Origin of the sequence: Dolosicoccus paucivorans (genome assembly GCF_900100125.1) — a bacterium.
GTDB classification, from domain to species: Bacteria; Bacillota; Bacilli; order Lactobacillales; family Aerococcaceae; genus Dolosicoccus; species Dolosicoccus paucivorans.
Genome location: NZ_FNEL01000032.1, coordinates 1 through 21117, shown reverse-complemented (window position 1 = coordinate 21117; position 21117 = coordinate 1). Strand labels below are relative to the sequence as shown.

Sequence of the window (21117 nt, the reverse complement as noted above, 5' to 3'; positions counted from 1 at the left end):
GGATTCAGTACAAGAGAACACGCCCTTATTCGCCTTGGCAGAATGGTAAGGTAGAGCGTAGCCATCGAATTGACGACGAGCGCTTTTACCATCGTCGAACATTTACGTCAGAAGAAGCGCTATTTAAGGCGCATGCGCGTTATATTAACCGAAGTAATAATATCCATCGTAAAGTACTTAACTTTTTAAGTCCGAATGAAGTCGTGGCCCAATACTTTGAATCACAAAGTGCTTAATTTTTTCTGGGGGACCGCGGTCCCCCAGAACCCTATTCAATTCTATTTATTTTGTACTAGAACTTTAAGTATGTGTCACATATGTTTGACTACTCTAGAGTTGGCAATCTTTTTCGATTTGTGGTAAAATTGACTTTTTTATTTAAAAGTGTTACAATAGCAAAGAGAGGTGAGTGTCTAAAATGGCAAAAAACTTGAAAGAAATTAAAAATATGATGGAGGAACATGTCGGTAAAGAGATACTGGTAACCGTACAGCTGGGCCGTCGTCGTCAAAAAGAACGTCGTGGAATCTTGTGTGAGACATATCACTCTGTCTTTGTAGTGAACTTAGACCAAGATGAAAATAACTTTGAACGTGTTTCATATAGTTATCGTGACGTATTGACTGATTCAATTGAAGTAGAGTTTGTTTAGTCAAACCTCCTAGCCAGCCTGTGATGTAGTGAGCCCTTAAATTTGAACTCAAGTTTAAGGAGTCATTATATTATATAGGTTGGCTTTTTTGCATATATTAAAAATAAAAATGAAGTTAGGTGACAACGTGAAATTAATTGTAGGATTAGGAAACCCTGGATCTAAATATGAAGGAACCCGTCATAATATTGGTTTTGATGTGATAGATGAATTGTTAAGACGTCACAATTTAACCATGACCGACCAAAAGTTCCGTGCTGATTTTACTATATGGCATCATCCTCAAGGAAAAGTATTGTTGGTGAAGCCTTATACTTATATGAATTTATCCGGAGAAGCACTGCTTCCATTAATGAGTTATTATGGTATCAGCTTAGACGATATTATCGTTGTATATGATGATTTAGATTTAGAGCCAGGCAAATTACGCCTACGTCAAAAAGGCGGTGCTGGAGGCCACAATGGAATGAAAAACATTATTCATCTACTAGGAGACCAAAACTTTAACCGTATTCGCATTGGCATTGGTCGCCCTCAAGGGGGTTGGAAAGTAGTTGATCATGTATTGGCTCCTTTTAGCTCCCAGGACCGAGTGGAAGTGGATGTGGCGGTTCAAGAAGCGGCTGACGGTTTAGAAGAATGGATCAAAGGGAAGCCCTTTTTAGAAGTGATGAACCGTTTGAATTAATGTTTGAGAAAGGAGCAAGTAATGATCGCTAGTCATATATTACAACCAGTCGCTCGAGAGATGCTTTCAAATCAAACAAAGCATCCCCATCTTTTAACCGGGTTAGATGGAAGTAGTCGCTCGCTCATGATTGCTTCTTTATTTAAAGAGTCTCCTGAGCACACTTTAATTGTCGAGCCGATTGAGTCAAGACGAACCCAGTTGGTACAAGATTTACAAAGTTTACTGCCACAAGTTCCGATTCACACGTTTATTGTCGAAGACTCTCTTGCGGTAGAGTTTTCATACCAGTCGCATGATTTAGTTGCCGAAAGAGTCGAGGCTTTAAATGCTTTAATTCAAGATGAACCGTGTATTGTTTTAACGAACTTACAAGGAATAAGAAAACCTCTTTCTGACCCCCGTCGTTGGAAGAGTGAGCAGTTAACCTTTGAAATGGGTACTGAAATTGAAATGGAAACATTAGAACGTACCTTATTAACTTTCGGCTATCACCGTGAAGCAATGGTGGAGCAACCGGGACAGTTTAGTGTGCGGGGAGGCATTGTCGATTACTTTCCCTTTGACTCGGACTTTCCAATTCGTTTAGACTTTTTCGATACCGAATTAGATTCCATTCGTTACTTTAACTTCGAAACGCAAGAATCAGTGGATAATGCAACGGAAGTTAAATTAACCCCTGTGACGGATGTTTTATTTAGTATTCAAGATCAACAGCAACTTTTACCGGTTTTAAAAAAGCATTTAACAAGTGCTTTAAACACGATGAAAGATGAAGAGCTAAAACGAACTTTAGAAAAAGGGATGACTCATCAATTAGAGGCTTTAGAACACGATGAACCGTTAAAATTTCCTCAAGCTTATTTAACTCTCTTGACTGATCAACCCTATTCTTTATTAAATTATTTACCAAACAACGGTCGTTTAATAGTAATGGAGTTCGATAAGTTATTAAGTTCTCAAAATCAATCCATTGAAGAAGAAAACTATTGGATTGAACAAGAAGTGGTTAAAGGGCAATTATTACCAGGGTTAGACATTAAATTAGACGGCTATCACTTATTGCGCCAAGATTCTCGTTTATCTTTTGTCTTCGCAACGATTCAACGTGGATTAGGCAATATGAGCTTTGCATCAATTCAAAATTTCCATTATCGTGCGATGACGCCCTTTTTCAATCAATTAGCTTTATTTAAAGAAGAAGTGGCTCACTGGCAAAAACAAAACTATACGATTGATGTGGTTGTAGGAAGTCTTCAAGAAGCCAAACGAACGGCCACTCATTTTGAAGAAGAGGGAATCGGCCCGGTCGTTATTCAATCAACTAAACAAGAACCTGGAGTCGTCAACATAGCAGTTGCTAATATCCAACGTGGATTTGAATTGCCTCTTTTAAAATATGCTCTTGTTACAGAAAAGGAGCTCTATAACAAACAGCCTGCCCGCCGAGTTCGTAGTCAAAAGATGTCGAATGCGGAACGAATTAAAAGTTATAACGAATTAAAAGTAGGCGATTACGTCGTTCACGTCAACCACGGGATTGGTAAGTATACTGGTATGGAGACCATTCAAGTAAAAGGGGTTCACCGCGACTTATTAGCGATTGAATATCAAAATAACGCCCGTGTGATGATTCCAGTCGATCAACTGCATTTAATTCAAAAATATATCGGCTCTGAAGCGAAAGCACCGCGTCTTCACAAGTTGGGCGGTACAGAATGGACGAAAACAAAACAGCGAGTCGCTTCGACAGTTGAAGATATTGCCGATGAATTGATTGCGCTGTATGCTGAACGAGAGGCTGAAAAAGGATACGCTTTTAGTCCTGATACTCCAGAACAAAAAGAATTTGAAGATGCCTTTCCTTATGTGGAAACCGACGATCAACTTAAAAGTACAAGCGAAATTAAAGTCGATATGGAAAAAGAACGTCCAATGGACCGTCTACTCGTCGGAGATGTCGGTTACGGGAAAACAGAAGTCGCGATGCGAGCTATTTTTAAAGCGGTCATGGACGGCAAACAAGTTGCCTTTTTAGTGCCGACGACAATTTTAGCCCAGCAACACTATCAATCATTAGTCGAACGTTTTGCTGATTATCCTTTTGAAATTGGTCTTTTAAGTCGTTTTGTGACGCGAAAAGAACAAAATGAAACCATTGAAGGGTTAAAAATTGGCGCTATTTCCATTGTCGTTGGAACGCATCGTCTTTTATCAAAAGATATTAAATTTAATGATTTAGGACTTTTGGTTGTAGACGAAGAACAGCGTTTTGGTGTTAAACACAAAGAACGTCTAAAGCAATTAAAAGCTAACGTAGATGTATTAACGCTGACCGCAACACCGATTCCTCGTACGTTGAATATGGCGATGATGGGTGTGCGTGACTTATCCGTCATTGAAACCCCACCTCAAAACCGCTATCCAGTTCAAACTTATATTATGGAACGCAATGAAGGGGCAATAAAATCAGCCATTGAGCGAGAGATGGATCGAGGTGGGCAAGTCTTTTATTTATATAACCGGGTCGATACGATTCACGAACGGGCAGCGCAAATTCAAGAGTTAGTGCCTGATGCGCGTATTGCGGTAGCCCACGGTCAAATGACAGAAGTAGCTCTAGAGACCGCATTGATTGATTTTATTCAAGGAGAATACGACGTCTTAGTGACAACAACGATTATCGAAACGGGAGTAGATATTCCTAATGCCAATACGTTATTTATTGAAGATGCGGACCGCATGGGACTTTCTACTTTATATCAATTAAGAGGTCGTGTAGGACGGACCCACCGTATTGCTTATGCTTATTTAATGTACGAACCCTTTAAGCAACTATCCCAAGTAAGTGAAACAAGGCTCCAAGCGATGCGCGAATTTACCGAATTAGGTTCTGGATTCAAAATTGCGATGCGTGATTTATCCATTCGAGGCGCGGGGAACTTATTAGGACAACAACAATCCGGCTTCATTGATAGCGTTGGGTTTGATCTATACAGTCAAATGTTAAAAGAAGCAGTGGATAAAAAACGCGGGATCGATCATCAAGATCACCCTTATGAAACAAGCGAGTTAGAGTGGGATATTCAAGTGGATGCTTATATTCCTAACAGTTATATCGAAGACGAACGTCAAAAAATTAGTTTTTATAAATTAATTCAACAAATCGATTCAGTAGAAAATTACCGCAATGTTCAAGAACAACTTATTGACCGTTACGGAGACTACCCGCAAGAAGTTGCTGATCTTTTAGAAGTAGCATTAATTAAAGCTTATGGTTTAAGAGCGGGAATTGAACGAATTAAACAACAATCACCCTTGTTATTTGTTTGGTTTTCTGAAAAAGCGAGTGCTTTTTTAAAGGGACCTAATATTTTTGAAGCGTTAAAAGACATTCCGTTAAAAGCTCAAGTTCAAATGGACCAAGACCGTTTAAAACTACAGCTAACCATTCAAGGACAAACAAGTCAAGAATGGCTCGCGGCATTGCGTCAATTGGTCGAACAAACGGAACAACTGATGGATAAACAGGAGGAAGACAATGAGACTTGATAAATATTTAAAAGTATCTCGTTTAATTAAACGAAGAACCGTCGCTAAAGAAGTCGCTGACCAAGGCCGTATTACGATTAATGGACAAGTGGCTAAATCAAGTACGCGAGTCGCTGTCGGCGATGAAATGACAATTCAATTTGGTCATCGCTTATTAACAGTGCGAGTTCTTTCGTTAAAAGAAGGACTTCGTAAAGAAGAAGCAAAAGAAATGTATGAAATCGTAAAAGAAGAGCGAATTGAGTCACCTAGACAGGTTGATGAATAAAAAATAATAATTCATAGTATCTTAAAAAGAAAGTTGTGCTATACTCTATAGAAAGACAGGAGTGGAAAGATGAAAGAGACAACGTCACAACCTGAAACGGTTGAGTTTTCCAAAAACTTTGAGGGAATGGAACAACAAGTTCAAAAACAAAAAGAACAAGAGATTCAAAAGATACGTCTTTTTGCGATGATTTTCTTAGCCTTCTTTCTATTTTTGAGTATGGGACGTCAAACTTATCATAAATGGACTGAGTTAAAAGCAACTAACCAGCGATTAGACGAAGCTATTTTTGCCGAAGAAAAAAGTTACACAAAACGTCTATTAGCTCAAGAAGAGTTAAACCGCCTTTCTGATCCTGAATATATTTTGGAGTTAGCTAGACGGGATTTACATTATTCCAAACCAGATGAAATCTTATTTGACATTCCTATGAAGGATCGTCATTCGGTAGAACAAGAATCATAACCTAAAATCTTAAGGAGGATTTTAATTATATGTCAATTGAAGCGGGTCAAAAGGTTACTGGAACAGTAACGGGTATTGCTCCATTTGGAGCGTTTGTCGATCTAGGAGATCAACAATCAGGGCTAGTGCACATTAGTGAAGTAGCTTCTGGATTTGTTAAAGATATTAATGACTACCTTGCGGTAGGAGATACGGTTGAAGTTAAAGTGTTAGATGTCGAAGAAGGGAAAATTGCTCTTTCAATTCGCCAACTTCAAAAAGATTCTCCTCAAACAGAGTCAAGCCCTTCAAATGAAACGGCTAAAAAATCTTTTACTCCTAGAAGACCACAACGATCAAAAGCATCTTCCTTTGGTCGTAAACAACGTCCTAATGATGATTTTGATGCATTAATGAGTAACTTTTTGAAAGAAAGTGAAGATCGCTTATCTTCATTAAGACGAAATACAGAAGGAAAACGCGGAGGCCGTGGCGGTCGTCGTAAATAATGAGGAAGCGAAATCAATGAGTTGATTTCGCTTTTTTACTAGGAGACAGTGAGATGACAAAGATTCAACACCAAACGGCTCAATCGATTTATTCTTTAAAGACGCTTGTCGTTGCTGTGTCAGGCGGTGTCGACTCAATGGCTTTGCTTCATGCCGTTAAGCAAGTTAAGCATGGGAGTCAGCAAGTGATCGTTGCTCACTTTATGCATCATTTAAGAAAAGAAGGCGTTACCGAAAAAGAACTGGTCCAAAAGGTGTCAAAAGAGTATGGCTTTATTTATGAAGAAGGACAATGGAGTGACTCTCCAAAGACCCATATTGAATCGTCGGCTCGTAAAGCAAGGTATCAATTTTTTAAAACGATTTACGATAAATATCATGCCGATGCTTTGTTGACAGGGCATCATTTAAATGACGATGTTGAGACTTTTTTGATGCGCTTAATTCGCGGTTCTTCTATCAAAGGGTTACTAGGAATTCAGCCTTTAAGTCAACGTTACGGGATGTCGATCTTACGACCTTTATTGGAAGTTTCTAAAAAATCGCTGTATCAATATGCTAATAAGTATCAAATCGCTTATTTAGAAGATCAAAGTAATTATACACCCGCTTATTATCGCAATCGCGTTCGATTAGAGTGGTTACCTCTTTTTACAAAAGAAAACCCACGAGCCATTGAACACATTCACCAACATCAAGAACAATTGTCTCGCTTTTACCGAATCATTGTCGCCCAATTTGAACAGTGGTGTAGAGACAACGTCAAACAGACTGACACTCAGTGGCAGATCGATCTGACCCAATGGTCCTATTGGGGTGCGGACCAACAAACAGTTTATTTGGAGTTGTTGTTTGAAGAGCAATTGCGTTCTCATATGGGTCCCTATCATCACCGCTTATTAGATCAATTAAGAGACAATTTAAACCAAGACCACTCTTTTGAATTAGATATTAACAAAAAGTGGCAACTACAATATGCTTACGGATATTTAACGATTCTTCAAAAGCAAAAAACGCCCCGTCAAAATGAAATCTATTCATTAAAGCTAAATCAATGGACTGAACTACCTACCGACGAGGCCATCGGGCTATTTGAGTTAGAAGCTATGGATGTTAAAAATGACGAAGTAACGTGGATTCCCGTAGTTCTTTCTCCCGATATAGTAGAACGGTTAGTCGTTAGAACTCGGCGTCCTGGAGATGTGATGCGACTAAAAATGGGGCCTCGTTTAATTCGCAAACGATTCAATAAACTACAAATGGAACTTAAAATATCTCCTTTTGAACGAACAAAAGCGTGGTTAGTTTCTATGAAAGATCAATCGGAAATTATTTGGTATCCCCACTACTGTTTAGGCACATTGTATAATCCATCTAAAACTGATAAAATGACTCATATATTTGCTTACAAAAAGCAAACCGAAAAATAAAGGAGAGCAATATGTTAGAAAAAGATATTGAACGAGTTTTGGTCACTAAAGAAGAGCTTCAAGAAAAAATTACTGAATTAGGTGCTCAAATAACGAAAGACTATGAAGGCGAAGAACTATTAGTCATTGGTATTTTAAGAGGATCTGTCTTATTTATGACTGACCTTATTAAAGCAATTAACTTATATATGGAAATTGATTTTATGGACGTTTCAAGTTACGGAGAAGCAACCACTTCTTCAGGAGAAGTAAAGATATTAAAAGACTTAGAGTCACCCGTTGAAGGACGTCACCTTTTGATTGTAGAAGATATTATCGATACGGGACGCACGCTTCGTTATTTAATGGATTTATTAAAACACCGCAACGCGGCTTCCGTTAAAGTGATTACTTTATTAGACAAGCCGTCTCGTCGTGTCATTAAAAATGTCGAACCTGACTATACTGGTTTTGAAGTGCCGAATGAGTTTGTTGTAGGGTATGGCTTAGATTTTAAACAACATTATCGCAACTTACCTTATATCGGGGTTTTAAAGCCGGAAATTTATGAGTAATCGATCTAGTAGTACAACCTGTCATAAGTGTGCTATACTTATTCTGTTATTGCTAAATCAATTATAGTTAGGAGGACAGCGATTTATGCAAAGACCCAATCGAAACCCAAATAATCGTAATTTTTTTGGGCGAACATTTACGTATATTTTAATGGTATTAGCGTTAGTAGGTCTCTTCCAATTCATTACTGGCAATCCACTGACTAGCGGAAATATAAAGGAAATTAGCTCTTCAGAGTTTTTATCTCAATTGGAGACAGCCCCGGCTAACTTTGAAGAAATTGAAATTCAAATTGGTGCCGGTGTTTATGATATTCGCGGTAAATATGCCAACAATGAAACAGTAGAAGAGTCTGATAGCGAATTTACACAAATTTTTAGCCCTTCTAAAGAAGTAAAAGGCTTTAAAACACGTATTTTAGGAAACGACGACACTTTAAAACGTGTCACTCAAGCAGCTGTTGATAATAAGGTGAAACTTAAAACCATTCCGGAATCTAGTGCCGGTTTATGGTTAAGTTTTATTCCTTATTTAATGATGATGGGACTGATGGGCTTTTTCATCTTCTCGATGATGCAGTCAGGAGGTCCTGGAGGCGGCAAAGGTTTGATGAACTTTGGACGTGCTAAGTCTAAAGACGTCTCAAAACAAAAAGTCAAAGTTCGTTTTACAGATGTAGCTGGAGCTGAAGAAGAAAAACAAGAACTTGTCGAAGTAGTGGAATTTTTAAAAGACCCACGTAAATTCACAAAACTTGGTGCTCGTATTCCAGCGGGAGTTCTTTTAGAAGGACCGCCAGGAACGGGTAAGACACTTCTTGCTAAAGCTGTTGCTGGCGAAGCGGGAGTTCCTTTTTATAGTATTTCTGGTTCTGAATTCGTAGAAATGTTCGTCGGAGTTGGTGCAAGTCGTGTGCGTGACTTATTCGAAAATGCGAAAAAGAATGCACCAGCGATTATCTTTATTGACGAAATTGATGCCGTTGGTCGCCAACGTGGCGCAGGTATGGGTGGTGGACACGATGAACGTGAACAAACGCTTAACCAGCTTCTAGTTGAGATGGACGGCTTTGAAGGTAATGAAGGAGTTATTGTTATTGCCGCAACGAACCGTTCTGACGTATTAGACCCGGCATTACTGCGTCCTGGTCGTTTTGATCGTCAAATTTTAGTGGGCAACCCAGATGTTAAAGGCCGTGAAGCGATTTTAAAAGTTCATGCGCGCAACAAAAAGTTATCTCCGATGATCAACTTAAAAACAATTGCTCAACAAACGCCAGGTTTTTCTGGAGCCGATTTAGAAAACTTACTAAACGAAGCGGCGCTAATTGCTGCACGCTTTAACCGTAAGCAAATTGAACCAGAAGATGTAGATGAAGCTCATGACCGCGTTATCGCTGGGGTTGCTAAAGAAAACTCCACCATGTCTGAACAACAACGTCGTACCGTTGCTTTCCACGAAGCAGGACATACAATCATTGGTATGGTCTTAAATGATGCTCGCATCGTTCATAAAGTAACCATTGTTCCCCGTGGTCGTGCGGGCGGTTACGCAATTATGTTGCCAAAAGAAGATCAATTTATCATTACAAAAGATGAATTAATGCAACAAGTGGTTGGTTTACTAGGAGGACGTGCCGCAGAAGAGATTGTCTTTGGAACACAGTCAACAGGGGCAAGCAATGACTTCCAGCAAGCCACTGAAATTGTCCGCCGTATGGTAACAGAGTTTGGTATGTCTGATTTAGGTCCGGTTCAATATGAATCAGGTCATAGCGTCTTTTTAGGAAGAGACTATGGTCAGCCTCGTGCTTACTCTGATCAAGTAGCTTACGAAATCGACCGTGAAATTCGTAAGATTATGCAAGAAGCTCACGATAAAGCTCATGAAATTATTCAAACTCATCGTCAGCAACTTGACACGATCGCAACGAAGTTACTTGAAGTTGAAACTCTTGATAAGCGCGAAATTGAATCATTATTCAATACAGGCCAAATGCCTCCTAAAGAAGAAGTGGTTCAAGAAGAAGAAGCCGAAGAGCCAACAGACTATAATGAAGCAAAAGAAGAAAGCTTACATCATTTAGAAGAAGACTTAGAAAAGAAATCGCACATTGAAGAAGATAAAGAAAAGATGACTGATTCAACAGATGAATCGAGCGATCTAGATTCTTCTAGCGATTCTAACGAATAATCCCAATCGAACAATGCAAGCTTTATCGCTTGTGTTGTTCGCTTTTTTATTAGGACAGTTTTTAAAAGAAAGGAACATTCCATGACAGGTGATCAATTAATTAAAGCGCTAGCCTACGATGACCAAGTGCGCATTTATTTACTCGATTTAACTCAAGCTGTAAATGAAGGAAGTAGACGTCATGATATGTGGCATACAGCAACAGCGGCTTACGGGCGAACGCTCATTGCGACAGCTCTATTAGCAGGGAATATGAAAGGTGACGACCGTTTAACCGTTCAAATCGAAGGAACCGGCCCTATCGGCCGAATTCTTTGTCAAGGCGATGCAAAAGGACAGGTTCGAGGGTATGTCGATCAACCTCACGTCGCTTTAGAGTTAAATAAAGAAGGAAAGTTAGACGTCAGAGGAGCTGTGGGGTTGCCGGGAACGTTATCCGTCACTAAACAACTAGCCGTCGGAGAACCTTTTACCGGCCAGGTGCCATTAATTAGTGGCGAATTAGCTGAAGATTTTACTTATTATATGGCCGTTTCTGAACAAACCCCTTCGTCGATTGGATTAAGTGTGTTAGTTAATCCCGATGAAACCGTGCGAGTCGCGGGTGGATTTATGATTCAAGTGTTGCCAGGAGCTACGGAGGAGACGATTACCCAGCTGGAACAAAATATTCAAAAACTAGGACGTTTTTCTTCATTACTTGATTCCAATCAATCGCTGGAAGATGTTATGAGTTACTTAGCCAGTGACCAAGATGTACGTATTTTATCTCGCGAGCCGGTCACTTATCATTGTCCTTGTAATAAGGAGCATTTCGAGTCGCGCTTAGTTTTACTTCCAGCAGATGATCTACAACAACTCATCGATGAAGACGAAGGTGCGGAAGTGATTTGTCATTATTGTAATGAACACTATCAATTTACAAAAGAAGACTTGGAAGAGATTTTAAAGCAAAAAGAAGCAAAGTAACGAGGTGAAGTGATGTTTAAAATAGGAGAGATTGAAATTGAAAACCCTGTTGTCGTTGCTCCAATGGCAGGGGTATCCAACGCCGCGTTTAGAACGATTGTTAAACGTTTTGGCGCTGGACTTGTTGTCTGTGAGATGATTAGCGATAAGGGAATTCAATATCGTAACGAAAAAACGCTCAATATGTTACATATTGAAGAAAATGAATACCCTTTAAGTATTCAAATTATGGGTGGCAATAAAGATTCTTTAGTTGAAGCGGCAAAATATGTGGCGAATAACACTGAAGCGGCCATTATTGATATTAATATGGGGTGTCCTGTTAATAAAATTATTAAAGCAGAAGCAGGAGCTCGCTGGCTTTTAGACCCTAATAAAGTGTATGAAATGGTGGCTTCAGTAGTGGATGCGATCGATAAACCCGTCACGGTTAAAATGCGTACAGGATGGGACGACGATCACTTATTTGCAGTAGAAAATGCTTTAGCGGCTGAACGGGCCGGCGCTTCGATGGTGGCTATGCATGGACGCACTCGAGTGCAAATGTACGAAGGAAAAGCGAACTGGGATATTTTAAAAGAAGTTAAACAAGCGTTAAAAACGATTCCATTTGTCGGCAACGGAGACGTTTCTACGCCAGAACAATTAAAGCATTTACTAGATACGACCGGCGTCGATGGCGTCATGGTAGGGCGCGCCGCTTTAGGAAACCCGTGGGTTATTAAGCAAATGGTTCATTACATCGAAACCGGAGAATTATTACCGCCGATGACAACCCGCCAAAAAATTGAAACGGCCATCGGTCACTTGGAACACTTAGTTGACTTAAAAGGCCCAGTGACAGCAACTAAAGAATTTAGAACCCAAGCTCATTACTACTTAAAAGGAACTCCTCGTTCTTCAAAAGTAAAAGTAGCTGTTAATGAAACAGAAGATCCTAAAAAAGTCATTCAAATTTTAAATGATTTCGTTGATCAAGTAGAAGAACAAGATGCTAAACGATTAGAGCGTCGCCGTGCTCGTCGTCAAAAACAACGTTTAAAGGACCAATCGGATGAAGCAATTAATTAAAGGTTTTATTTTAATACTACTATTAGTTTATACGTCACCTTATAAAGCTCAAGCCAATGAATTATCTCAACCAGGTTTGATGCTAACCTTTGATGATCATAGTATTGATGATTGGTTAGCAGTTCAATCACTTTTTGACCAATATGGAGCAAAAGCGACTTATTATGTTAATTTATTGGATCAACTAACGGACGAAGAATTAACGAGTATTCAAAGACTCCATCAATTAGGAAATGAAATTGGCAGTCACGGTTTCCTTCATCTATCTGCGCCGGATTATTTAAAAGAACATACCGTTGAAGAGTATATTCAATCAGAAACTGTCCCGTCCCTTCAAGCTTTAAAAGCATTAGGAATTCAAGCAACGAGTTTTGCGTATCCTTATGGAGCAAGAAATAAAGACACCGACCTAATTTTACTGAAGCATTTTAAGACTTTAAGAGGAACGGCCTATTTAAAGCCTGATCAATCCAGTGATCAGTTGTCGTCTATTTATTACTCTTTTAACCAACCGCGAGAAGTGGTATATGGTTTAGGATTAGATGAATCTTATGGTTATACGGATGAGGAGATTTTACAAGCTTTACAACATGCCGTCGACACAGGTCAAGTGGTTGTTTTTTATGGACACCGAATGGATCCAACCAATCAATTAGAAGGCGAATATACTCACTGGCACCGTCTAGAGAAGATTTTACAATTTGCTAAAGAGAATCAAATGACGTATTACACTGCTAGCGATTTATTGCTACAATAAAATGAGACAATGACATTTAACTTAATTTAAGTTACACTATAACGAAGAGACAATCGACATAAAGGAGCGAGACATAACGAATGAATGATCAACCAACAACGAGAGAAGAGTTAAACGACCAGCTCCAAGCTCGTTTAGAAAAGAAAGAAATGATGGAACAAGCAGGCGTTAATCCTTTTAACGCTGGCTTTACAAGAGAGCATTTATCAAAAGAAATTATTGAAGCCTACGACCAATATGACAAACCTTACTTTGAAGAACATGATCGTATTAACGTTACGATTGCAGGACGTTTAGTATCAAAAAGAGGTCAAGGGAAAGCCGGTTTTGCTCATATTCAAGATATGGCTGGCCGCATTCAAATTTATGTGCGTCAAGATGAAATTGGTGAAGACGCGTATCAATGGTATCGCCTAGCTGACCTAGGAGATATTGTTGGAATTGAAGGATTTTTATTTAAAACAGGTCGCGGCGAACTGTCTGTTTGGGCAACTCAGTTTGTTCCTTTAACTAAAGCGATGCGTCCATTACCAGATAAATATCACGGCTTAACTAACGTGGAACAGCGTTACCGTCAACGTTACTTAGACTTAATTAGTAACGAAGAAAGCTTTGACCGTTTCATGAAACGATCTCAAATCGTATCTGAGATTCGCCATTATATGGAAGATCATGGTTATATCGAAGTTGAAACACCGATGTTACATAGTATTGCCGGAGGAGCAGCAGCTCGCCCATTTACAACGCATCATAACGCCTTAGATATGGACTTGTTCTTACGGATTGCCCCAGAACTTTATTTAAAACGTCTAGTCGTCGGTGGATTCGAGAAAGTTTATGAAATCGGACGTACTTTTAGAAATGAAGGAGTAAGTACCCGTCATAACCCAGAGTTTACGATGCTTGAAGCTTATACCGCTTATTTCGTCTATACGGATGTTATGGATTTAGTTGAAGGAATCTTCACCCACGTTGCTCAAAAAGTCTTAGGTAAGACAACGATTCAATACGGTGAACATGAACTGCATTTAGGCGAGCCGTGGAAACGAGTTCATATGGTAGACATCATTAAAGAAGTCACTGGAGTGGACTTCTGGCAAGAGATGAGCTTTGAAGAGGCAAAAGAATTAGCCAAAGAACATCAAATAAGAATTGATGACCATCTTAACACAGTGGGTCATATTATTAACGAGTTCTTTGAAGAAAAATGTGAATCAACGATTGTTGAGCCGACCTTTGTTTACGGGCACCCAGTGGAAGTGTCTCCTTTAGCGCGTAAAAACGAAGAAGATGATCGCTTCACGGATCGCTTCGAACTGTTTATTGTTGGTCGCGAGTATGCCAACGCTTATACCGAGCTTTCTGATCCCTTCGATCAAAAGGAACGTTTCGAGCAACAAATGGCAGAAAGTGAATTAGGAAACGACGAAGCCCATCCAATTGACAAAGATTTTATTGAAGCGTTAGAGTATGGAATGCCGCCAACAGGTGGTTTAGGTATTGGAATTGACCGTATGGTGATGTTATTAACCAATACAGAATCCATTCGTGATGTCTTACTATTCCCAGCAATGCGTCAGCTATAAAACAAATTGATATCTTTTTGAAAGAAGATTTGGGATAATAGATAAGGAACAAAAGGAGGGATAAACGATGAAAATCGTAAAAAAAGACCAAGCTTTTATTGCTTATAATGATAATGATGTACAAATTGGCGAAGCTATTACGGCACCCACAGAAAATGAAGGCGTCGTAGCAGCAACCAGCGTCTATGTTGATCCAGAGTACCGTAGTGAAGGAATTGCTGGGCAATTAGTTGATGCGTTAGCTGAAGATGCCCGTCAACAAAATTATTTAGTCTATCCTGTTTGTCCTTATGTGGTGAAAAAGTTCGATCGGGAAACAAAATACCGCGATATTGACTCCCGACACTAAAAAACGCTTTAAACTGGTTATTTTCAAAGAAATAGCCAGTTTTTTAATTTTTCACCATTTTATTTATAAAAAGCCTTGACAGTCTATGGTACGGATGATATTCTTATAGATGTGTTTTATATAGACAGTATTTCTGAATATCAGTCGTTGCACTTCTTATAAAACCACTAACCAAATGCATTCGAATATGCATTATTATTTTATATTTAAAAATGACACACTTGGATGTGTGGACCATGAAAACCAAAGATGAAAGGGAGGAAATCATTCAATGCCTACAATTAACCAATTGATTAAAAAACCGCGTAAAAGCAAAATGACTAAGTCAAACACACCTGCTTTAAGCGTTGGATATAACAGCCAAAAACGTCGCTACACAAAAACAAACTCACCACAAAAGCGTGGCGTATGTACGCGTGTAGGAACAATGACACCAAGAAAGCCGAACTCTGCATTACGTAAGTATGCTCGTGTACGTTTATCAAACTTAATGGAAGTAACAGCTTACATTCCAGGTATCGGACACAACTTACAAGAACACAGTGTGGTACTTATTCGTGGTGGTCGAGTAAAAGACTTATCAGGGGTTCGTTACCATATCGTTCGTGGAGCTTTAGATACTGCAGGTGTCGAAGGACGTATGCAAAGCCGTTCTAAATACGGTGCTAAAAAGCCACAAAAATAATTTACAATTACTGTTTACATTAAAAAATAACGCATAAAGCGAAAGAAGGAGGAGTTTGAATGTCTCGTAAAGGACCAGCACCAAAACGTGATGTGTTACCAGATCCATTTTATAATTCAAAATTAGTTACTCGTACCATTAACCGTATTATGATTGACGGTAAGCGTGGACAAGCATCTAATATTTTATACGCAGCATTCGATATTGTCCGTGAACAAACAGGACAAGACCCATTAGAAGTATTTGAGCAAGCAATTGAAAATATTATGCCATTATTAGAAGTTAGAGCACGCCGTGTTGGTGGATCTAACTATCAAGTGCCAGTTGAAGTTCGTCCAGAGCGCCGTTATACTTTAGCCGTTCGTTGGTTAGTCAGCTATGCACGTTTACGTGGTGAGAAAACAATGGAAACTCGCTTAGCACGTGAAATTATGGATGCAGCTAACAATACCGGAGCAGCTGTTCGTAAACGCGAAGATATGCATAAAGCTGCTGAAGCTAACAAGGCTTTCGCACATTACCGCTGGTAAGATTAACGATAAGACCATCAATTCTCTCATCAGGAGAAATGGTATCTTTGTTTATGTTACTTTAAACACTAATCTAAGAAAGAGGGGTAATTATTACTATGGCAAAAAGAGAATTCTCTCTTGAAAATACCCGAAATATCGGGATCATGGCTCATATTGACGCAGGTAAAACAACTACGTCAGAACGTATCCTTTACTACACTGGTCGTGTTCACAAAATTGGTGAAACTCACGACGGTGGGGCAACAATGGACTGGATGGTTCAAGAGCAAGAGCGTGGTATTACCATTACATCTGCAGCAACAACTGCACAATGGAAAGGTCACCGCGTAAACATCATCGATACACCAGGACACGTGGACTTCACAGTTGAAGTTGAGCGTTCACTTCGTGTATTAGACGGTGCTGTATCATTATTAGACGCTCAAGCAGGGGTTGAGCCACAAACTGAAACTGTATGGCGTCAAGCAACAACTTACGGTGTTCCACGTATTGTTTTAGTAAACAAAATGGACAAGTTAGGTGCGGACTTCTTAAACGCAGTTGACACAATTCATGACCGTTTACAAGCAAACGCTCACCCGGTTCAATTACCAATCGGAGCAGAAGAAAACTTTACAGGAATTATCGACTTAGTTTCTCAAAAAGCTCACATCTATAAAGATGAAATGGGACTTGAAGAAGATGTCGTTGATATTCCAGAAGAATACCAAGAAGAAGCCGAAGAATGGCGTAACAACCTCATTGAAGCTTTATCTGAATTTGATGAAGATTTAATGATGGCTTACTTAGAAGGGGAAGAAATTAGCGAAGACGTATTAAAAGCTGCGATTCGTAAAGCAACTCTAGCAGTTGAGTTCTACCCAGTATTTTGTGGATCAGCTTTCAAAAACAAAGGTATCCAATTATTATTAGATGGAGTTATTGACTACTTACCATCTCCAGTGGATATTCCTGCGATTGAAGGTATTGTTCCAGGAACTGAAGAAGAAGTTGTTCGTCATGCAGATGATAGCGAGCCGTTCTCAGCGTTAGCTTTCAAAGTTATGACAGACCCATTCGTTGGTCGTTTAACATTCTTCCGTGTTTACTCAGGAACATTAGAAGCGGGTTCATACGTTAAGAACGCTACTAAAGATGAGCGTGAGCGTATTGGACGTATTTTACAAATGCACGCTAACCACCGTGAAGAAATTCCAGAAGTATTCTCTGGAGATATTGCAGCGGCTGTTGGTTTACGTCACACTGCAACGGGAGATACACTATGTGACGAGAAGAATTTAGTTATCTTAGAGTCAATGGAGTTCCCAGAGCCAGTTATTAACGTAGCGATTGAGCCAAACTCAAAAGGTGACCAAGATAAGATGTCACTTGCTTTAGCTAAATTAGCTGAAGAAGACCCAACTTTCCGTGCGACAACTGACCAAGAAACTGGTGAGACAATTATCGCAGGTATGGGTGAGTTACACTTAGACGTTATCGTTGACCGCTTGAAACGTGAATTTAAAGTTGAAGCGACTGTTGGTGCACCTCAAGTTTCTTACCGTGAGACATTTAGAGGAACCGCAGACGTTGAAGGTAAATTCGTTCGTCAATCAGGTGGTAAAGGACAATATGGTCACGTTGTTATCGAATTCTCACCTAACGAAGAAGGTGCTGGATTTGAATTCGAAGATGCGATCGTTGGTGGGGTTGTTCCTCGTGAATACATCCCAGCTGTTGAAGCCGGATTGAAAGACGCTTTAGAAAATGGTGTCTTAGCTGGTTACCCATTAGTAGACATTAAAGCACGTCTACACGATGGATCATACCACGATGTTGACTCCTCTGAGACTGCCTTCAAGGTTGCGGCATCATTAGCATTACGTGAAGCTGCAAAAGTAGCTAACCCAGTAATTTTAGAGCCAATGATGGCTGTTGAAATTATCGCTCCTGAAGAGTATTTAGGAGATTTAATGGGGCACGTTAACTCACGTCGTGGACGTATCGAAGGTACAGAGCAACGTGGTAACGCACAAGTTGTTAAATCATTCATTCCATTATCTGAAATGTTTGGTTACGCAACAACATTACGTTCTTCTACACAAGGACGTGGAACGTTCTCAATGCAATTTAGCCACTATGAAGATGTTCCAAAATCAATTCAAGAAGAAATTATCGCTAAATCAGGTGGTAATGCATAATCTTATCTCTAGTAGATAAGATGAAAACTAAAGATTATGAAGCTAAACATTGAAATTAGCTTCTAATCTTTGGTATAATTCAATATGTATAGATAAGGTTCACTCCGAATCTATGAAATTAAATCGTAAATTTAATTAGGGGGAATTTGTAAAAATGGCAAGAGAAAAATTCGAACGTACAAAACCGCACGTCAACATTGGTACTTTAGGACACGTTGACCACGGTAAAACAACTTTATCAGCTGCTATCGCAACAGTATTATCACGTCGCGGTTTCGGTGAAGCACAAGACTATGCACAAATTGACAACGCGCCAGAAGAAAAAGAGCGTGGAATCACAATTAATACTTCACACATCGAGTATGAAACTGACAAACGTCACTATGCGCATATCGACGCTCCAGGACACGCGGACTACGTTAAAAACATGATTACTGGTGCTGCTCAAATGGACGGTGCGATCTTAGTAGTATCTGCTGCTGACGGACCAATGCCACAAACTCGTGAGCACATCCTATTATCTCGTCAAGTTGGTGTTCCATATTTCGTAGTATTCTTAAACAAAATGGACATGGTTGATGACGAAGAATTAGTTGAATTAGTTGAAATGGAAGTTCGTGACTTATTCTCAGAATACGACTATCCAGGTGATGACATTCCAGTTATCGCAGGTTCTGCATTAAAAGCTTTAGAAGGTGAAGCAGAATACGAAGAAAAAATCATGGAATTAATGAACGCTGTTGATGAGTATATTCCAGAACCAGAACGTGATACAGACAAGCCATTCATGATGCCAGTTGAGGACGTATTCTCAATTTCAGGTCGTGGTACTGTAGCAACAGGACGTGTTGAGCGTGGTGTTGTTAAAGTTGGTGACGAAGTTGAAATCGTTGGTATCGCTGACAAAGTAGCTAAAACTACAGTTACTGGTGTTGAAATGTTCCGTAAGTTATTAGACCAAGCAGAAGCTGGAGATAACATCGGTGCATTATTACGTGGTGTGTCACGTGATGACATTGAGCGTGGTCAAGTATTAGCTGAGCCAGGTTCAATCACTGCTCATACTAAATTCGAAGCAGAGATCTACGTATTATCTAAAGAAGAAGGTGGACGTCATACTCCATTCTTCGGTAACTACCGCCCACAATTCTACTTCCGTACAACAGACGTTACTGGTGTAATCAACTTACCAGAAGGTACAGAAATGGTTATGCCTGGTGACAACGTTACAATTACAGTAGAATTAATTCACCCAGTTGCGATTGAAGACGGTACAAACTTCTCAATCCGTGAAGGTGGACGTACTGTTGGTGCTGGTGTTGTAACTAAAATTCTTAGCTAATCACTAAACCATTGAATTTTAATCAATTTCTTATTGAAACACTCCTTACTAAATACCCTAGTAAGGAGTGTTTTTTTATTTGGTTAAATATAAAAGATATAAATGGTGTGTTGTAAAATGAATTGCAACACTCAGTAATTTCTGAAATACAAAAAGACATGAAGATTCGTTATACTTAAATCACCACAAAATAAGCAAAGGAGAATCTTCATGTCCACAAATAATTATAACACAAATCAGAACCGATCATTTACTCATTTAGACTTTAAAGAAAGACAGCTAATAGAAAAATGGTTAAATGAAGATGTTAGTAAAGCAGAGATAGGCAGACGCCTTGGACGTAACCGCTCCACAATCCATAGAGAAATTAATCGGGGCACTGTAGAACAGATCAAGCAGATTAATGGCTATAATAAGAAAGTCTCTGTGTACTACTCAGATTCCGGTCAATCTGTTTATGAAAATAGACGTTTAAAGTGTGTCCGCAAAAAGATTGTTTCTTTCTCGAGCGCTTTCTTCTCTGCGCTGGAGGATGCCTTCACTAAAGGATTGTTTAAAGGTAAACAGCGACTCTACAACATAAAGACATTTATAGCTCTTTATAGAAAAAAGCATCCTGTAGAGAATATACCAACGTTTAAAACCGTCTATTCTTATATACGCCAAGGTCTTTTGTCTATCAAACCACATGACTTGCCTGTCATGTATCGTCTGAAACCAAGAAAAAACCAGCATAGTAACCCTAAGGGCAAAAACAAAAGAATCCTAGGTACCAGTATCACCGATCGTCCAGAGGACGTCTTATCAAGAGAAACATTTGGACACTGGGAAGCTGATCTGGTTAAAGGGAAGAAAACGAAAAATGAACCGGCAATCATTACCTTGGTAGAGAGAAAAACACGCTATGCCATTACTAAGAAAATCAGCGACTATAAAAGTCAAACGGTTAAAAATGCCTTTGAAGAGATTCTAGCAGATAACCCTAACCTATTTGCTTCAATAACTTTTGATAATGGTTCTGAATTCTCCTTAATGTCTGAACTCAATACAGACGTATATTTTTGTCATGCCTACGCATCCTGGGAACGGGGCTCAAACGAAAACTTCAATAAACTATTGAGGGAATTCATCCCTAAAGGAAAATCCATCCATCTTTTTTCAGAAATGGATATCGATCAAGCCACTCAGGCAATCAATAAAAGGATTAGAGAAGTGATAGGACTACGTTCATCAGAAGAGTATTTTCAACAATGTCGTATTTAAAATTTTTCTTCTCCTAGGGGAAGAAGTAAAGAGATTTTAAGTTCATCGAATCATGTAACAGAAAGTGTTGCATTTAACTTTACAACTCAAG

At 39.3% G+C, this 21117-nt stretch carries 20 protein-coding genes; all 20 read left to right on the top strand.

Annotated elements, in window-relative coordinates; genetic code table 11:
- On the top strand, window positions 1-236 hold a 236-nt coding region (locus BLR79_RS05700), incomplete at its 5' end, for an integrase core domain-containing protein (RefSeq protein WP_143338792.1).
- 182 nt (window positions 237-418) lie between these two features.
- Window positions 419-652 carry a Veg family protein gene (locus BLR79_RS05695; protein ID WP_092085717.1) on the top strand — a complete coding sequence of 78 codons (234 nt, stop codon included), beginning with the start codon at window positions 419-421 and terminating at the stop codon, window positions 650-652.
- Between the two features lie 127 nt (window positions 653-779).
- Window positions 780-1340 (top strand): aminoacyl-tRNA hydrolase, encoded by a 561-nt coding sequence (pth, locus tag BLR79_RS05690; protein ID WP_092085719.1) that lies wholly within the window; start codon window positions 780-782, stop codon window positions 1338-1340.
- A 21-nt stretch (window positions 1341-1361) separates the two neighbouring features.
- Complete coding sequence (mfd, locus tag BLR79_RS05685) at window positions 1362-4892, top strand: transcription-repair coupling factor (protein WP_092085715.1); 3531 nt, start codon at window positions 1362-1364, stop codon at window positions 4890-4892.
- Window positions 4882-5160: an RNA-binding S4 domain-containing protein gene (locus BLR79_RS05680; RefSeq protein WP_092085713.1), complete on the top strand. Its 279-nt coding sequence runs from the start codon at window positions 4882-4884 to the stop codon at window positions 5158-5160. Before mfd ends, BLR79_RS05680 begins: the two co-directional genes overlap by 11 nt.
- Before the next feature lie 69 nt (window positions 5161-5229).
- Complete coding sequence (locus BLR79_RS05675; protein WP_092085711.1) at window positions 5230-5625, top strand: FtsB family cell division protein; 396 nt, start codon at window positions 5230-5232, stop codon at window positions 5623-5625.
- Between the two features lie 29 nt (window positions 5626-5654).
- Window positions 5655-6113, top strand: a complete 459-nt coding sequence (locus BLR79_RS05670; RefSeq protein ID WP_092085709.1) for a S1 domain-containing RNA-binding protein — start codon at window positions 5655-5657, stop codon at window positions 6111-6113.
- A 53-nt stretch (window positions 6114-6166) separates the two neighbouring features.
- Window positions 6167-7543: a tRNA lysidine(34) synthetase TilS gene (tilS, locus tag BLR79_RS05665; RefSeq protein WP_092085707.1), complete on the top strand. Its 1377-nt coding sequence runs from the start codon at window positions 6167-6169 to the stop codon at window positions 7541-7543.
- Between the two features lie 11 nt (window positions 7544-7554).
- Window positions 7555-8097: a hypoxanthine phosphoribosyltransferase gene (gene hpt, locus BLR79_RS05660; RefSeq protein ID WP_092085705.1), complete on the top strand. Its 543-nt coding sequence runs from the start codon at window positions 7555-7557 to the stop codon at window positions 8095-8097.
- 85 nt (window positions 8098-8182) lie between these two features.
- Window positions 8183-10291, top strand: a complete 2109-nt coding sequence (gene ftsH / locus BLR79_RS05655; RefSeq protein WP_092085703.1) for an ATP-dependent zinc metalloprotease FtsH — start codon at window positions 8183-8185, stop codon at window positions 10289-10291.
- A gap of 81 nt (window positions 10292-10372) precedes the next feature.
- Complete coding sequence (gene hslO / locus BLR79_RS05650; protein ID WP_092085701.1) at window positions 10373-11260, top strand: Hsp33 family molecular chaperone HslO; 888 nt, start codon at window positions 10373-10375, stop codon at window positions 11258-11260.
- Between the two features lie 12 nt (window positions 11261-11272).
- Complete coding sequence (dusB, locus tag BLR79_RS05645; protein ID WP_092085699.1) at window positions 11273-12331, top strand: tRNA dihydrouridine synthase DusB; 1059 nt, start codon at window positions 11273-11275, stop codon at window positions 12329-12331.
- A complete protein-coding gene (locus BLR79_RS05640) occupies window positions 12315-13088 on the top strand; it encodes a polysaccharide deacetylase family protein (protein ID WP_092085697.1) in 774 nt (257 codons plus the stop codon). The genes dusB and BLR79_RS05640 overlap by 17 nt, the downstream gene beginning before the upstream one ends.
- Before the next feature lie 80 nt (window positions 13089-13168).
- Window positions 13169-14674 carry a lysine--tRNA ligase gene (gene lysS, locus BLR79_RS05635; RefSeq protein ID WP_092085695.1) on the top strand — a complete coding sequence of 502 codons (1506 nt, stop codon included), beginning with the start codon at window positions 13169-13171 and terminating at the stop codon, window positions 14672-14674.
- Window positions 14675-14741: 67 nt separating this feature from the next.
- A complete protein-coding gene (locus BLR79_RS05630; protein ID WP_092085693.1) occupies window positions 14742-15023 on the top strand; it encodes a GNAT family N-acetyltransferase in 282 nt (93 codons plus the stop codon).
- Window positions 15024-15294: 271 nt separating this feature from the next.
- On the top strand, window positions 15295-15708 hold the full coding sequence (gene rpsL, locus BLR79_RS05625) for a 30S ribosomal protein S12 (protein WP_092085691.1): 414 nt from the start codon (window positions 15295-15297) through the stop codon (window positions 15706-15708).
- Between the two features lie 59 nt (window positions 15709-15767).
- Entirely contained in the window at window positions 15768-16238 is a 471-nt protein-coding gene (gene rpsG, locus BLR79_RS05620) for a 30S ribosomal protein S7 (RefSeq protein WP_092085689.1), read from the top strand.
- A gap of 98 nt (window positions 16239-16336) precedes the next feature.
- Window positions 16337-18421 (top strand): elongation factor G, encoded by a 2085-nt coding sequence (gene fusA / locus BLR79_RS05615; RefSeq protein ID WP_092085687.1) that lies wholly within the window; start codon window positions 16337-16339, stop codon window positions 18419-18421.
- A gap of 154 nt (window positions 18422-18575) precedes the next feature.
- Entirely contained in the window at window positions 18576-19763 is a 1188-nt protein-coding gene (gene tuf, locus BLR79_RS05610) for an elongation factor Tu (protein ID WP_092085685.1), read from the top strand.
- Between the two features lie 210 nt (window positions 19764-19973).
- Complete coding sequence (locus BLR79_RS05605) at window positions 19974-21026, top strand: IS30 family transposase (RefSeq protein WP_092083667.1); 1053 nt, start codon at window positions 19974-19976, stop codon at window positions 21024-21026.
- Window positions 21027-21117 lie beyond the last annotated feature (91 nt).